17 protein-coding genes, 2 pseudogenes and 1 other annotated feature are annotated in these 14,570 nt (G+C 60.7%); of the genes and pseudogenes, 13 read left to right on the top strand and 6 right to left on the bottom strand.

Features of this window, described 5'->3' with window-relative positions:
* Nucleotides 1-78 precede the first annotated feature (78 nt).
* The gene (locus AB3G45_RS02875; RefSeq protein ID WP_367829149.1) at nt 79-207 is read left to right on the top strand and encodes a hypothetical protein; all 129 of its coding nucleotides are present in this window, start codon (nt 79-81) and stop codon (nt 205-207) included.
* 30 nt (nt 208-237) lie between these two features.
* Here the strand turns inward: AB3G45_RS02875 and AB3G45_RS02870 are convergent, their stop codons facing one another.
* From AB3G45_RS02870 to AB3G45_RS02860, 3 genes and pseudogenes are all read right to left on the bottom strand, one after another.
* Nucleotides 238-1,116 carry an SDR family NAD(P)-dependent oxidoreductase gene (locus tag AB3G45_RS02870; protein WP_367829148.1) on the bottom strand — a complete coding sequence of 293 codons (879 nt, stop codon included), beginning with the start codon at nt 1,114-1,116 and terminating at the stop codon, nt 238-240.
* 78 nt (nt 1,117-1,194) lie between these two features.
* Nucleotides 1,195-2,160, bottom strand: a complete 966-nt coding sequence (locus AB3G45_RS02865) for a YihY/virulence factor BrkB family protein (protein WP_367829147.1) — start codon at nt 2,158-2,160, stop codon at nt 1,195-1,197.
* Between the two features lie 128 nt (nt 2,161-2,288).
* Nucleotides 2,289-2,665: pseudogene (locus AB3G45_RS02860) on the bottom strand (GFA family protein).
* 185 nt (nt 2,666-2,850) lie between these two features.
* Here AB3G45_RS02860 and AB3G45_RS02855 point away from each other — a divergent pair.
* From AB3G45_RS02855 to AB3G45_RS02805, 11 genes and pseudogenes are all read left to right on the top strand, one after another.
* Nucleotides 2,851-3,927: a sensor histidine kinase gene (locus AB3G45_RS02855; protein ID WP_367829146.1), complete on the top strand. Its 1,077-nt coding sequence runs from the start codon at nt 2,851-2,853 to the stop codon at nt 3,925-3,927.
* Nucleotides 3,928-4,277: 350 nt separating this feature from the next.
* Nucleotides 4,278-4,517 (top strand): response regulator transcription factor, encoded by a 240-nt coding sequence (locus AB3G45_RS02850; RefSeq protein WP_367829145.1) that lies wholly within the window; start codon nt 4,278-4,280, stop codon nt 4,515-4,517.
* A gap of 528 nt (nt 4,518-5,045) precedes the next feature.
* Nucleotides 5,046-6,704 carry a cytochrome-c oxidase, cbb3-type subunit I gene (ccoN, locus tag AB3G45_RS02845; protein WP_367829144.1) on the top strand — a complete coding sequence of 553 codons (1,659 nt, stop codon included), beginning with the start codon at nt 5,046-5,048 and terminating at the stop codon, nt 6,702-6,704.
* 3 nt (nt 6,705-6,707) lie between these two features.
* Nucleotides 6,708-7,460 carry a cytochrome-c oxidase, cbb3-type subunit II gene (ccoO, locus tag AB3G45_RS02840; protein ID WP_312414977.1) on the top strand — a complete coding sequence of 251 codons (753 nt, stop codon included), beginning with the start codon at nt 6,708-6,710 and terminating at the stop codon, nt 7,458-7,460.
* Nucleotides 7,461-7,469: 9 nt separating this feature from the next.
* A complete protein-coding gene (locus AB3G45_RS02835; RefSeq protein WP_312414975.1) occupies nt 7,470-7,640 on the top strand; it encodes a cbb3-type cytochrome c oxidase subunit 3 in 171 nt (56 codons plus the stop codon).
* Nucleotides 7,631-8,512 carry a cytochrome-c oxidase, cbb3-type subunit III gene (gene ccoP / locus AB3G45_RS02830; protein WP_367829143.1) on the top strand — a complete coding sequence of 294 codons (882 nt, stop codon included), beginning with the start codon at nt 7,631-7,633 and terminating at the stop codon, nt 8,510-8,512. Before AB3G45_RS02835 ends, ccoP begins: the two co-directional genes overlap by 10 nt.
* Complete coding sequence (locus AB3G45_RS02825; RefSeq protein ID WP_367829142.1) at nt 8,513-8,710, top strand: hypothetical protein; 198 nt, start codon at nt 8,513-8,515, stop codon at nt 8,708-8,710.
* Between the two features lie 13 nt (nt 8,711-8,723).
* Complete coding sequence (locus tag AB3G45_RS02820; RefSeq protein WP_367829141.1) at nt 8,724-9,530, top strand: DUF2189 domain-containing protein; 807 nt, start codon at nt 8,724-8,726, stop codon at nt 9,528-9,530.
* A 130-nt stretch (nt 9,531-9,660) separates the two neighbouring features.
* A complete protein-coding gene (gene ccoS / locus AB3G45_RS02815) occupies nt 9,661-9,855 on the top strand; it encodes a cbb3-type cytochrome oxidase assembly protein CcoS (protein WP_367829140.1) in 195 nt (64 codons plus the stop codon).
* A 1-nt stretch (nt 9,856) separates the two neighbouring features.
* Nucleotides 9,857-10,123 (top strand): hypothetical protein, encoded by a 267-nt coding sequence (locus AB3G45_RS02810; protein WP_367829139.1) that lies wholly within the window; start codon nt 9,857-9,859, stop codon nt 10,121-10,123.
* A 157-nt stretch (nt 10,124-10,280) separates the two neighbouring features.
* Nucleotides 10,281-10,336: a sequence feature (sul1 is cis-regulatory element that is thought to sense ions involved in sulfur or methionine metabolism; They are found in Alphaproteobacteria), on the top strand.
* A gap of 45 nt (nt 10,337-10,381) precedes the next feature.
* A pseudogene (locus tag AB3G45_RS02805) lies at nt 10,382-11,191 on the top strand (SulP family inorganic anion transporter); the annotation flags it as partial.
* Between the two features lie 63 nt (nt 11,192-11,254).
* On the opposite strand, the gene AB3G45_RS02800 reads toward AB3G45_RS02805, so the two are convergent.
* Entirely contained in the window at nt 11,255-11,956 is a 702-nt protein-coding gene (locus AB3G45_RS02800; RefSeq protein WP_367829138.1) for an IS6 family transposase, read from the bottom strand.
* A 503-nt stretch (nt 11,957-12,459) separates the two neighbouring features.
* Between AB3G45_RS02800 and AB3G45_RS02795 the strand changes: the two genes are divergently transcribed.
* Nucleotides 12,460-12,732 carry a hypothetical protein gene (locus AB3G45_RS02795; RefSeq protein WP_367829137.1) on the top strand — a complete coding sequence of 91 codons (273 nt, stop codon included), beginning with the start codon at nt 12,460-12,462 and terminating at the stop codon, nt 12,730-12,732.
* Nucleotides 12,733-13,153: 421 nt separating this feature from the next.
* Here the strand turns inward: AB3G45_RS02795 and AB3G45_RS02790 are convergent, their stop codons facing one another.
* Nucleotides 13,154-13,408 carry a MurR/RpiR family transcriptional regulator gene (locus AB3G45_RS02790; protein WP_367829136.1) on the bottom strand — a complete coding sequence of 85 codons (255 nt, stop codon included), beginning with the start codon at nt 13,406-13,408 and terminating at the stop codon, nt 13,154-13,156.
* Between the two features lie 112 nt (nt 13,409-13,520).
* On the bottom strand, nt 13,521-14,543 hold the full coding sequence (locus AB3G45_RS02785; RefSeq protein ID WP_367829135.1) for an ABC transporter permease: 1,023 nt from the start codon (nt 14,541-14,543) through the stop codon (nt 13,521-13,523).
* Between the last annotated feature and the right edge of the window lie 27 nt (nt 14,544-14,570).

Raw genomic sequence — 14,570 nt, 5'->3', positions numbered from 1 at the left:
CGCCGCGCAGGTAGCGAGAAATAGACCATGGACTCTCGGCGGCGCGAATGCTTCATTCCTCGTCCCGGAGGATAAAGTATGGCGTATGAATGGGATGCGGGCCGTGCCCGGCGGACGCAATTGATCAAGATGGCATCAATGCTGGCATTAACCGCATCGGCGGTCAGCCTGCCGATCGCGCTGTTGCTCACGGCATCGCCGCTCTGAAAATCTGAAACCGCGGCCTAGCGCGGCTCGTCAACTTTGGATGTTAGCGCTGTCCCCGCCAGTAATCGAATATGTGCCGCCGGACGCCATGCGCGCTTCGTCGGAGGCGAGGAACACCACCATTGGCGCGACGTCGCGCGGGTGGATCATCGGCGTGCCAAGCGGCGATTTTTTGGCCAGCCCCTCCATTGCGGTCCTCTCGTCCTTCGCCTCATCGCCGGTCGGTTCACCGCCGGCGACATCGATCGCCTGGGCGTAGCGATCTTCATGGCGGGTCAGCACGGTGTCGATCAGGCCGGGAATGAGGGCATTGACGGTGATTCCATATTCGCCGAGCTCCATGGCGGCCGACTTCATCAGGCCGATAATTCCCCATTTCGATGCCGAATAGGCAGCGCCGTTCTTGGTGCCATGCTGGCCTTGCGTCGAGGACGTCACGATGATCGACCCGCCGCCGCGCCGTGCCATTGCCGGTGCGAAAGCCCGGATCGCATTCGCCGTGCCCGTCAGGTTGACGTCGATCTGGTCGTGCCAGTCGGCATCTTCCATGTCGAGGATCGGCTTGAACGCCTGGATGCCAGCATTGGCGAACAAAATGTCGATGCGGCCGAATTCCTGCTCGCTGTCCGCGGCGGCATCGCGCAACCCGGCGAGATCGCGCTGATCCAAGCGGTAGGCCGTCCATCGACTGCCGAGCGCAATGACCTCCCGACCGGTCTGCTCAAGGTCGGCCTCGCTCGCCGGCGCATAGTCCAGCGTCGCGCTCACCGGTCCGGTAATGTCGATGCCGACGATATCTGCGCCGGCAGCAGCCAGCGCTGTGGCAGCGGCACGCCCGATGCCCCGCGCCGCGCCTGTCACAACCGCCACCTTGCCCGTCAAATCGAAGGGTCGCTTTCTGTCGGTCATCCGAAGTTCTCCTCTGCTGCCTGCCTTCGCCCGTCATGCATCCTTGCGCTTCACCGCTGGTGAACGCGGGTGCGGACGTCACGCATCTGCACCGATCGTGTCGGCCATGTAGGCTCCCCTGCGGCCTATCTTTTCCGGTGGCCCGGTCGTGCTGTCGCGCGCTGTCTGATGTTCGAGTTCAGCGTTCAGTTCCGCGCCGAGGATGACGATGATGACAGAGACCCAGACCCACACCATGAAGCCGATCGATGCGCCGAGCGCGCCGTAGGTCGCGTTGTAGTCCGCGATGTGACCGAGATAGAAGGTGATCGCCAGCGCCGCGACAAGCCACGCGCCGGTTGAGAAGACCGCACCCCAGCTGAGCCAGCGTAGCTTCGCCGGTTCCCGGCTTGGCCCTAACCGGTAGAGCGACATGATCGCCACAGCGATCAGCGCCAGCAGCAGTGGCCAGCGCGCCAGGCGGATGATCAGCTCCGTCCACCGGCCGAGCCAGAGATAATCGAGGATTGCCGGAACGATCCCTGCTAGCGTGATGATCAGCACCACCAGCACCAGACCGGCGAAGGTGAACGAGAGGGACGTCAGGTTCAGCCGGATAAAGCCGCGTTTCTCGGTCTCGCCATAGGCGACGTTCATCGCCTCGAACAGCGCCTTCATGCCGGCATTGGCCGACCAGAGCGCGATCGCCAGACTGCCGAGCAAAGTCAGAGAAAGATTTGCTTGCGGCGCGGATATGAGGCTGCGCAACTGGCCAAGGATCAGTTCGAATGCCTGCTCCGGCATCGCCGCACCGAAGAAGGAGAGACGGTCGACGACCGAGGTCGGATCGGCGACAAGTCCGTAGAGCGACACGAATACGCTGATCGCCGGGAAAATCGACAGGAGCAGATAGAAGGTGACGCCCGCCGCGATGAGCAGTATCCGATCGGACGTCAGGCTGTCATAGAGGCGCCACGCCACATCCCGTAGCCCGAGAGCCGGGATTTCGCCTGGCGAGTCCGCGCGGCGGCCTTTTGGATCCGAAGTCGCAGCAAATCCCCCCATGCCTTTTGCCTCTCCTTGTCGCCACGCAGCAACAATGCACGGGAGCGAAAGGAGTTCAGCCTGTTTCGCGAAAGATGCCGCGCCAGCCGTTTCGCGCACAGGTGACCACCGCGGCCTATGCGCCCCGCCTAAGGTGCTTGAACCAAGACCCACGGATGGCGATGGACGTCATAGACGCTTTGCGTGGGCTCAAGCCCCACCTTGTCCTCGAGGCATTCTAAGGCGATTGCCGTCATACCCGGCCGGAACGCAGGCTTCCAGAAGACTGTCGATCCGCGGGCCGGGCAGAAGTGGAATTCGACGGATTGCCCGCTGTCGCCTATTCGGAGAACAGGGCCGAGGGCCCGGCGATCTCGGTCACCTCCGATGCAAAGAAGACCGCGATGCCGAAAGCGGAGCCGGTGCGCCGCTGGCATTGCTGGCAGTGGCAGACGGAAATCTTTCCGGGCTCGCCGCGCGCGACGATGATCAGCGCGCCGCAGGAACACATGGCTTTGCGTTCCATCATGATCTTCTCCAGATGTTCATCGTGATTGAATGATCGCAGTTGCAAAGGCCTTGGAAAACCCCATGTTATCGAATGCTTGTTGAAGAAGATTGCCGTAGCACGGAGTGGCATCAATATCCGTGAATACACAAAGGGGTGTCGAATTGCTTGAGTCCGTGCATTTCCTCGATGGCGGGGGAAGGATGGCCGACGCCATCCAGGCATACGACTGGTCTTCGACCGCCCTTGGCCCCCTCGAACACTGGCCTTCCTCACTCAAGATCGCGGTCGGCATGATGCTGAGTTCGAAGTTTCCCAAGTGCATCGTTTGGGGACCGGACCTCATTACTATCCAAAACGACGCGTTCCTTCCCATCCTTGGCGAGAAACCGCCCGCGCTCGGCAGGCCGTTCAGCGAGGTGTGGCATGAGGCTTGGGACGAAATCGGATCGATTGCCGAGCGAGCGTTCGCTGGCGAGGCGACGTTCGTCGAGGACTTCCCACTCGTGATCAATAGGCACGGCTATCCCGAGAAGGCCCATTTTACCTTTTGCTATAGCCCGATCCGCGACGAAACTGGCGTCGTGCGCGGGATGATCGACACAGTAATCGAGACGACGGGCACGGTCGAAGCTCGACGGCAGGCGAGCCTGCTCAACGGCGAGCTCGAACATCGTATCAAAAACACGCTCGCGGTGGTCGCAGCGATCATCAGCCAGACCCTGCGAGGAGGCGAGACCGATCCGGCGGCACGCTCGATTCTCCTTGAACGGATTCAGGCGCTGGCCCAGGCGCAATCCTTGCTCACCCGCGCCAGCGCCACCGAAGCCAGTGTTGTCGATATCGTGCTAGAGGCCACCGCGCCATTCCGGACGTCGGAGGGGCGGTTTCACATCGGCGGACCTCCGATCATGCTATCGTCCAAACAGTCGTTGAGCCTCAGCCTGGCGCTGCACGAACTGGCGACGAACGCAGTGAAGTATGGGGCCCTTTCGAACGCGGCGGGAAAAGTGCGCATCGAATGGGTGGCGGGCCGGCCGGACACCGAAGATGCGTTCGTGTTTCGCTGGATCGAAGAGGATGGACCGGAGGTTCGAAGCCCTGCCCATACTGGGTTCGGTTCACGGATAATTCAGACGGTTACGCCGCACGAATTCGGTGGTGAGGCTGTGCTTTCACACGATCCGCTGGGCATTGGGTTCGAGTTGCGAACCTCGATGCGGCAAATCGGTGGGAGTTTGTCGAGCGATCTGCCTGCGCATTCAGCGGCTGAGCACTAGACGAGGCGTGCGTATCCTTTCTGCCCGGCATTCGTGGCCGTTTGGATTGGCCGGGCAGTAGGGTCGAACTCGTCGGAGCGGCACCAAGCCGCTCGGTAGCTTGATCCGGTTCCACTATATCGCCGCGCCAACGGGAACATTCTCGATATCGACCTCAATCATCGTCTGATCGGTTAGCATCCGAAATCTTGAAAGTGAGGGACCGGAAGTTCGAGCAAGTCATCCATGAGATCGAATTCGGGCAGAACGGTCTCTTCGTAGCGGCTCCTTTGGAAGCAGTTTCTGGTGCCACGACCGGACTTGCCAGCCCGAACGAGCGGACCGTCCAATCGGAAAGTTGAGTTCGGCAGATGCCTTTGATCGTGATAGCCGAGGATGAACTTCTGCTCGCCGACATGCTCGCGGCGATGTTGGAAGACGCGGGCTATGAAGTTGCGGCAGCCGCACATGGGAGAGGAGCCCTTACTCTCGTGCGAGAAAGACGGCCGCAATTGGTGATCACCGACTTCATGATGCCGCTCATGACGGTCTTGAACTTGCCCAAGCGATGCGATCCGAGAACGAGCTTTCGACGATACCAATCATGTTAGTAAGCGGCGCCCAAGGCAGCATCGGACGTGCCAACCCAGGTATGTTCGATCTCGTTTTAGACAAGCCCTATACTGAGAAAAATCTCATTGCCGCTGTCCAAAATTTGATACCTCCTAATTCTGTTTAGCCGGTGTGGCGGAGTTTAGCGGCTCCGAACCCATCTTTTTTTTGAGCTTTTGCTTCATAGAGCTACGTGTCTGCTGCAGATATCAAACGGTCCAGATCTGCATGTTGGTTGCACCAAATGCCGCCAGCGCTGGCGCGAACCTCGGCGTAGCCGCGTTCCAATACGATGGGAGCACGCATCTTTTCAATCACCCGTTGCGCGACCGCTCTTCCGGTGCCTTCTGTGCCTGCAACCACGAGGACGAATTCGTCTCGCGCAAATTTACCGTGTATCAAGTTCGTCGATCGTTTAGCGCCTGGTCGAGATTTTTTGCTGCTTTCACCCTTGAATTTGGAACATCGCGCGCAAGTTCCCAGACAGGAGACTGAGCCAGGCGCTGGTGCATGGGGAGAAACCAACAATGGGGCAACTTACGACGGGGGAACGGGATTTCGCTGCGATCATCCTGATCGTCCTGGCGATCGTCGGCATCGCGATGGCGGCTCTCGGACGATACGACGTCCTCGGCATTCACGGCGCGATGGTGCTTCTCTACAGCCTCGCCTTGCTCTTCGTGCTCTTCTCCGGCGCGTTCGGCGCGCCGCCGTCACCGGCCCGCCTCATCCGCTACTATGACGATCCCATCAAGGTGGGGGTGGGACTGACGCTGTTCTGGGCGATCTTCGGCATGTTCATCGGCGTGTGGGCTGCCGCGCAGCTCGCCTGGCCAAGCCTCAACTTCGATACGTCCTGGGCGAGCTTCGGCCGAATCCGCCCGGCGCACACGTCAGGCGTCATTTTCGGGTTCGGCGGCAATGCGCTGATCACCACCTCGTTCCATGTCGTGCAGCGCACCTCTCGCGCCCGCCTTGCCGACCAGCTTTCGCCCTGGATCGTGCTGTTCGGCTTCAACCTTTTCTGTCTCATCGCGATTTCCGGCTATTTCCTCGGCGTCACCCAGTCCAAGGAATATGCCGAGGCCGAATGGTATGCCGATATCTGGCTGGTCATCGTCTGGGTGACCTATTTCGTGCTCTACGTGCGCACGCTTGCCCGGCGCAAAGAGCCGCACATCTATGTGGCCAATTGGTACTACTTGGCCTTCATCCTCGTCGTGGCCATCCTGCACATCGTCAACAACCTCGCAGTTCCCCTCTCCTTCGCCCACGCCAAAAGTTACACGGTCTGGGCGGGCGTGCAGGATTCAATGGTGCAATGGTGGTACGGGCATAACGCCGTCGCCTTCTTCCTCACCGCCGGCTTCCTGGCCATGCTCTACTACTACCTGCCCAAGCGTGCGGAGCGGCCGATCTTCTCCTACCGGCTGTCGATCCTTAGCTTCTGGGGCATTACCTTCTTCTATATGTGGGCAGGCTCTCACCACCTGCACTACACCGCCCTGCCCCACTGGGTGCAGAATCTCGGCATGACCTTTTCCGTGATGTTGCTCGTGCCCTCCTGGGCATCTGCCGGCAACGCGCTGCTGACCCTCAACGGGGCCTGGCACAAGGTGCGCGACGACGCGACATTGCGCTTCATCATGATGGCGGCGTTCTTCTATGGGCTGTCGACCTTCGAAGGCTCGTTCCTCGCGATCCGCCCGGTCAACGCGCTCTCTCATTATACGGATTGGACTGTGGGCCACGTCCATGCCGGCGCGCTCGGTTGGGTCGCGATGATCACCTTCGGCTCGCTCTATACGCTGGTGCCGGCAATCTGGAAGCGCGAGCGGATGTATTCGGCGGTTTTGGTCGAGGTGCACTTCTGGCTCGCACTTGCCGGAACGCTCATCTACGTCTTCGCGATGTGGAATTCCGGCATCATCCAGGGCCTCATGTGGCGGACCTACTCCCCTGACAACACGCTCGTCTATTCCTTTGTGGATACGCTGCTGGCAATGTATCCCTACTATATCGCGCGCGCCTTCGGCGGCCTTCTCTTCCTCATCGGAGCGATCGTCGCGGCCTATAACATCTGGATGACCGTGCGTAGCTCCGCCACCGCGACGCTTCCCCTCGATGAGGATCTGCCTGTCGACGAGAAGCCGATCGGTGGTCCAACCCCCACGCCTGCGGAGTAGCCTATGCCGGAACTGATGCACAGGAAACTGGAACGCTCCGCAACGGGCTTTATGCTGGCCATCATCGCCGCCGCCAGCGTCGGCGGCATCGTCGAGATCGCTCCGCTCTTCACCATCGACGATACGGTCGAGACCGTTTCCGACATGCGGCTCTATACGCCGCTGGAACTGGCCGGGCGGGACATCTACGTGCGCGAGGGCTGTTACGCCTGCCATTCTCAGATGATCCGCACCCTGCGCGACGAGGTGGAGCGTTACGGCCCCTATTCGCTGGCCGTCGAATCCCAATACGACCATCCGATGCTGTGGGGATCGAAGCGCACTGGCCCTGACCTTGCCCGCATCGGCGGCAAATATTCGGATTTCTGGCACGTCGCCCATCTGAACAATCCGCGCGACGTGGTGCCGGAATCCAACATGCCCTCCTATCGCTGGCTGGGGACGACCCGGCTAAAGCTTGCCGATTTGCCGCTCGCGCTTCGCGCACAGCGGTCCGTCGGCGTGCCCTATACCGACGAGATGATCGAGAACGCCGCACGCGACGCCTATGGCCAGGCCATACCTGACAGCGAACAGGCCTCGGGCGTGACGGAGCGATATGGCGAGGCGACACAGGTCTCGGCGTTCGATGGCGTGACGACCAACGTGACGGAGATGGACGCGCTCGTCGCCTATCTCCAGGTGCTCGGCCAACTCACCCGCGCGGCGTACGAGAACACCGCCGCACCCGAACAGATGCCCGATCCGGACAATTGAGGTGACGAGATGGCGTTGACCCATGAGACACTGCTCGAAGGCTCGAAGATGTGGGGCCTGTTCTACCTGATCGGCTTTTCGATCTGCGTGCTGATCTACACCTTCCTGCCCTCCAACCGGGAGCGCTTCGAGCGGGCGGAGCGGGATATCTTCGACGAGGACGATGCTCCATGGAAGTAAAAGAGGTCGATCCCGTCAGCGGCCGCAAGACGACGGGCCATATCTGGAACGGCATTCGCGAACTCGACACGCCCATTCCGCGCGGCGTGCTGCTCTTCCTGATCGTCACGCACATCTTCGCTGTGCTCTGGTGGGTACTGATGCCCACCTGGCCGCTCGGCAGAACCTACACCAAGGGCGTGCTCGGCGAGAACCAGAAGACCACCGTTGAAGCGTCGATCAAGGAAGGTGTAGGCGCGCGGGCGTCCTGGACCTCGCGCATTGAGACCCTGTCCTACGATGAGATTCGCGCCGACGAACGGCTGATGGAGACGGTGCGCGCCAACGGCCACCAGCTCTTCGGCGACAACTGCGCCGCCTGCCACGGTCGCGACGGCAAGGGCCGCGAGAACTATCCCGACCTCACCGACGACGACTGGATCTGGGGCGGCGGGCCGGAAGCGATTGCACAGACGCTGACCGTGGGCGTCAATTCCCGCCATGCGGAAAGCCGTGTCGGGCAGATGCCGGCCTTCGGGCGCGACGAGATGCTCGATGCCACGCAGGTGTTGGACGTCGCCACCTATGTCAGTTCGCTGAGCGACCCTACCGTTTCCACCGCCGGGAACGTCGAGCAGATCGACCGCGGACGCGAGGTCTTCCAGACGACGTGCATCGCCTGCCACGGCGAGGATGCCAAGGGCAATCCGGAACTGGGGGCACCCAACCTCGCGGACAACAGGTGGATCTATGGCGGCAGCCTGCAACGAATAATCGCGACCATCCACGGCGGCCGGCAGGGCCATATGCCGACCTGGGACGAGCGGCTGGCGTCGGTCGAGATCAAGGTTCTGGCGCTCTATGTCGACGATCTCGGAAAGAGGAAACCCTAGATGACGCGCACCGCGCCCGCCCGCTCGCAATGGGTTCACCGCCTCTGGGTCCTGGCGGCGGTGGCGATGGTCGTGTTCGTGGGCGCCAACGCCCATCTCGTCTACGTCGCCGTCTCCAGCGAGCCGGGCTGCGTGGCGCATCTGAAGGACAAGAGCGGAACGCCCGGCGGATATCGCGCGGCCAAGTCCGCATGCTGACGGGGAGACGGTGATGGTCGCCAAGCAACAGACGCCCGAACTCGTATCCGAGGTCTCGGATATCGAGGAGACGCGCAACGAGCGATGGAAGCGCCACCTCTCTTCGCGGGCGCCCGCCCGGTGGCTTGCGAGCGGCTGGCGAGACCTCTGGACCGATCCGGTGCCCAGTCTCCTCTACGGGGTGGCGGTCTTTATCGCCTCAATCGTCTTCATCGTCTACATGGTTGATACGGGACGCGACTACTTCCTGTTCCCGGCCCTGGCGGGATTTCTGATCGTCGGTCCGCTGGTCGCCGCCGGCCTCTATCTCAAGAGCCGCGACCTGGAGGCCGGGGTGCGGCCGACGCTGCGCTCCATGCTCGCCGTGCAGCCGATGGCGGGCGCGCAGGTGTTTTTTACCGGCATGCTGCTGGCCATGCTGATGCTCCTGTGGATGCGCGCGGCCGTTCTGGTCTATGCGCTGTTCTTCGGCGTGCGCCCCTTCCCCGGGCTCGACCACATCGCCGGCATGCTCTTTACCACGCCGACCGGCTGGGCCATGCTGGTGGTCGGCAGCCTAGTCGGAGCGCTCTTTGCCGGTTTTGCCTTCGCCGTCAGCGTCTTTTCCATTCCCATGCTGCTCGACCGGCGCGTCGACGCCTTCACGGCCATGGGTGTCAGCACGGCGCTGGTGTGGAACAATCTCACCCCGATGTTGACCTGGGGCGCGATCGTGCTCGGCCTGTTTCTCCTTTCCGTCACCACCGGGCTTCTCGGCCTGATCGTGGTCTTCCCTTGGCTCGGGCATGCGACCTGGCACGCCTATAAAGAGATGCGGTAGCGGCGATGTCCTGCTGTTCGTCCGAGATCGGACCCTGTGTCCTGTCCCTAAGGGGCGGCCCCTCGGTCGGGGAATTGTCGGCGGCCAGCGAGGTTAGCTTCCGCCCCATGGCCATCTTAAAGGCGAGCGCATGACCGCCCTCACCGTCCTCGTCCCACTTTCGATCATTATGGGGACCGCCGGGCTTGCCGCGTTTTTATGGTCCCTGCGCACTCGACAATACGAGGATCTCGACGGCGCCGCGGTAAGAATTCTGCTTGAAAATGACGATGACGACGCACCCGTCGACGACAGGCGCCAGCACGTATCCAAGAATGGAGGATGAGATGATCGATGACGATCCGCATACGGTCGAAGAGAACAACCGGCAGGTTGTTGTCGATCCCTCGGACGCCGTGACCGGTCTCAGCTTCGTGCTCGGCCTGATAGGTGCGGCAGTCGGCGTCGTGGCCGCAGTCGTGTTGGCTCCGCAGTTCGCGGCCTCGACGATCTTCTATTGCCTGATCGGCGGCCTTGCCGGCGGTTCGGCCGGAGTGGTCACGGGCGGCATGATCGGGGCGATCTTCTCTGTCGCCCGCGGCACGCCACGATGAGAGCCTTTTTGAGCTTCTACCTCGATCGTCTCATCACCGTTTGAATCGGCTGCCGACAATCGGCGCAGGACATCCGAGCAGCGCCAAGCAGCCGCTTAACGATGGTCGAAGGGTCGATTGACTGAGGCTCAGCTTCTTATATAACGCCCCTATTCACCCCGGACCCGGTGAAACTCCGGGTGGCTCTTCTGGCCGCCGATCCGCCAGACAACGCAAAGCATCAGACCTGTTCATAAGGCTGGATGCCGTCCGGTCTGGATGCGCTTCTTTGCGGACTTTTCCATATTCAATCTGACGACCTACAAGCGCGAGGGGTTTTCGAACATTCGTGCCGATATTCTCTCCGGCATAGTTGTCGCGCTCGCCCTCATTCCCGAAGCCATCGGCTTTTCCGTCATTGCCGGCATCGATCCGAAGGTCGGACTTTTCGCCTCCTTCGCCATTGCCTGCGTCTCCGCCTTCGTCGGCGGCCGGCCCGGCATGATCTCGGCCGCAACGGCGGCAACCGCCGTGCTGGTGGTCACGCTCGTGAAGGAGCATGGCCTCGAATACCTCTTCGCCGCCACGCTGCTGATGGGCCTGATCCAGATCTGTGCCGGCTTCCTGAAGCTCGGCCGCGTCATGCGCTTCGTCTCGCGCTCGGTCATCACCGGCTTCGTCAACGCGCTGGCGATCCTGATCTTCATGGCGCAGCTGCCCGAGCTCATCGGCGTGCCGGGATTGACCTATGCCATAATCGCAGCCGGCCTCGCGATCATCTATCTCTTCCCCTATGTCACCAGGGCCATCCCCTCGCCGCTGGTCGCCATCCTCGTTCTGACCGGCATCGCCTGGTGGGGCGGTCTGGACCTGCGCACGGTCGGCGATCTCGGCGAACTGCCGTCGGCGCTGCCGATCTTCGCGCTGCCGCAGGTGCCGGTAACCTTCGAGACGCTGCAGATCATTTTCCCCTATTCCATGGCGCTTGCCGCGGTCGGCCTGCTGGAATCATTGCTGACGGCGCAGATCGTCGACGACATGACGGACACGCCGAGTTCGAAGAGCCAGGAATGCATCGGTCAGGGCGCCAGCAGGCATCGTAAACTTAACGGCAAAGGAGTCACAGACCATGACGCCGGCTTATTTTGTCGGTCATGCCTGAGCGATTTTCTTCCACAGGTCCATCGCTGCTGCACGCAGTTCGCGATGATGGTTGGAGGTGATGTCGTGGCGAGGGATGTGGAACAGGTTGGCAATCGGAGCATGGATCGAGACAAAGCGTTGTAGATGTCGCTGTGACTTGAACCGCTTCATGATGCGCTCTCGCCGCCGCACTGGCTGGTGGGAATTCTCCGCCCGATTGTTCAGGCCTTTGTGGGAGCGATGCTCGACACCGGGCATAACCTCACGTTTTGCAGCATCGTAGGACCGAAGCTTGTCGGTGATCATCACCCTGGGCACCCGGCCCTGACGCTTCAAAAGCTTGCGCATGAGGCGCTTGGCCGCCTTAGCATTGCGGCGGCTTTGCACGAGAACGTCCAGAACAAACCCGTCCTGGTCGACGGCACGCCAGAGCCAATGCTTCTTGCCACGGATCGAAATGACTACCTCGTCGAGATACCATTTGTCGCCGAGTTGACTGGATGAGCGACGACGGATGTCGCTGGCGAAGGTTCGCCCGAATTTCTCCGCCCACAGCCGGACTGTCTGATGCGAGACAATGATCCCACGCGAAGCCAGCATGTCCCCAACCATCCGCAGGCTGAGAGGGAAGCGGAAATAAAGCCAAACGGCGTGGGAAATGACTTCAGCGGGAAAGCGATGGCGGCGATAAAGTGGATCACGGTTCGTCATGGCCCGTCATCGCACATCGAATTCCACGTTTCGTTAAGTTGACGATTCCCTTACAACCCATGTTTCGAGCGCATGATGCGGAGTTAGTTCGTCGTCGAGATCCACCAAATCAAGAATAGTCAAACATTTAGCGGCTATTGGCAGACAACCATGCGCTTTGCCGGCGCCAAGGCGCTCAAGGACGCCAAACATCGGAATGTCTTCGATGGCCTTAATATCACCAGGCTATTTCAGAAGAGGTTGTAAGCCAGATCGCTATTGCAGGAGGTCAACGCTAACCAAGCGGTCAGAGGATTCCTAATGATTGGAGACATCTACGGCCTAGTACGGCCCGGCCAAAGGCGACGACCCGGATGCAAGACGCTCTCGGTACGCCTCGCCGCACGCTAGGCAAAGCCGGAGTACATCCAAGCCAACCGTCAGCTGGGTGTCCTTCTCCCAGCGGATGGAAAACTGATCATCGGCTCAACAGCGACGTTGCAAATCGTCTAGGAAAGCACAAAATGTACACGAATGGCCTGGATCTTTTGTTGGGGTTGGAGATGGGCAGTTTTTCCTCCAAAGGGGCATTCGAGCCCGCTGAGCTTGAAGCTCTGAAAGACATCTTCGATGAACTAACGACGCAGCCATGGTTCGATCCGTCAGATGAGGCAAAAGAGAGTTTTGCGAAATATCTCTTTGAAACCTTTCCGGCCGTAACGTTCGATCCCCGCAAACATAGGTCGGTGATCGAAACCTCAGCACGTATGTTTTACACGCGCGACGATGCACGATGAGGTTTACTGGCTTTCTTCGCGATAATGGGAGAACAGCGACTGGCAAGACTGGCTACCCAGTCTGCATGAGGCCGAGGGAAGCCATTGCGAATTCGCCAATGATTCGTCTACTGCATCCATCTCGGCATAAATGGGTGGCGTTATAGGCCCGTGAACGCCGTTTCATAAGCTAAAAGCAGCCGCCGGATGAGCCTTCCGTGTTGAGGAATGCGTTTGCCACCGGTCACGTCGTAGATTTCGCCATTGATGAAGCTCGCATCGGTGGATGATAGAACTACGTAGGCAGGCACAAGCTCCACCGGTTGCCCGGTCATCCGACGTCGCGGTCCTTGCCGCGGATTCCCTTCTCGATAAGTTGGCTCGCGAGTGCATCGATATAACCGAAACCGCTTGCACTGGTCCACGGCGCTCGGGGTAGTGATCAGGACGATGACCGCTCAAGAAGGTGACGCTGAAATGCCGCGCGCATTTCCTTGAACCCGAGAAATCCGGCTTTCTTTGCCAAGTGCACAATAGTCGTTTGGGAGACGCCGCAACGGCTTGCCACGGATGACAGTCGTCCGAAGGCGGCTATGTCAGGGTGATCGAACAAATGCCGAAGCGCTCGTTGCTGCTCGACGCCGAACGAGCGCTCTCCACGGGCAATCTGTTCCTTCAGCTTTTGAATGGTCGTCAAGCAAGGCCTTCCCAGCGGGAGTGATTTCGGGATTTTAGGGATGTGCAGCCGTGCGGCGGTAGAGCCGCACCGCTGCACATCATCAGGCCTGGCGGGCCGATATGTGCCTGCGTCAGACCTTGCGCTTCTTCTGCCGGTAAACGTCGGTCACGACGGCCGCCACGATGATCGCACCCTTGATGATCTCCTGGTAGTACGCGTCAACACGCAGGAAGGTGAAACCCGATGTCATGACGCCGAGGATGACGGTGCCGATGACCGTGCCGGTGATCCGGCCGACGCCGCCCGCCAGAGACGTTCCGCCGATCACCGCGGCGGCGATCGCGTCGAGTTCGTACATGACGCCCATGCCGGCCTGCGCCGTTTGTGCACGCGCCGCGGTGACGATACCCGCCAACCCCGCAAGCATGCCGGCGACGACGTAGACCTTGACGAGGTGTCTTTCGACATTGATGCCGGAGACGCGTGCCGCCTGGACATTCGCACCGATCGCATACGTGAACTTGCCGTAGCGCGTGTAGCGCAGCGCGACGTGGAACACCGCCGCCACGGCCAGGAAGACGACGACGGGCCAAATACCCGAACCGATGAAGCTGAACTGGTCCGTCAGGCCCGAAACCGGCTGTCCCTTCGTGTACCATTTGGAAACGCCGCGCGCCGAGACCATCATGCCGAGCGTCGCGATGAATGGAGGAATCCGCGTGTACGCGATCAACGCTCCATTGATCAATCCGGCCAGAATGCCGATGAGAAGGCCCACACCGATGGGAACAATTGCCGGCAGGTCGGTCAGGGAGGGGTACATGACCCGGCCCCAGGTCGATGATTGCGCAAAGCCGGCGGCAATCATCGCGGTCATCCCGACCACGGAACCGGACGAGAGGTCGATGCCGCCGGTGATGATCACCTGGGTCACGCCGATGGCAATGATGCCGATGACCGAGACCTGAAGGATCATGATCGTGAGGCGCTGCTTGTTCATCAGAAAGCTTTGGCCGGCGAAAATCCAGCCGAGTACCTCGAAGACAAGGGCGATTCCGATCAGGACGAGAAAGATGTTCAGCTCCGGCGGCAACCGCCGGCGCGTATTGCTCATCCCTGCCGGCGTGTCACCGGCCGTCACATTGGTGTTCATTCTTCTTCTCCCTTTGTCGAGTGTCGC

Source organism: Shinella sp. S4-D37 (assembly GCF_040812195.1).
Classification (GTDB): Bacteria; Pseudomonadota; Alphaproteobacteria; order Rhizobiales; family Rhizobiaceae; genus Shinella.
The sequence above is the reverse complement of the archived record's forward strand: the minus strand, read 5'-3'. Positions and strand labels throughout refer to the sequence as shown.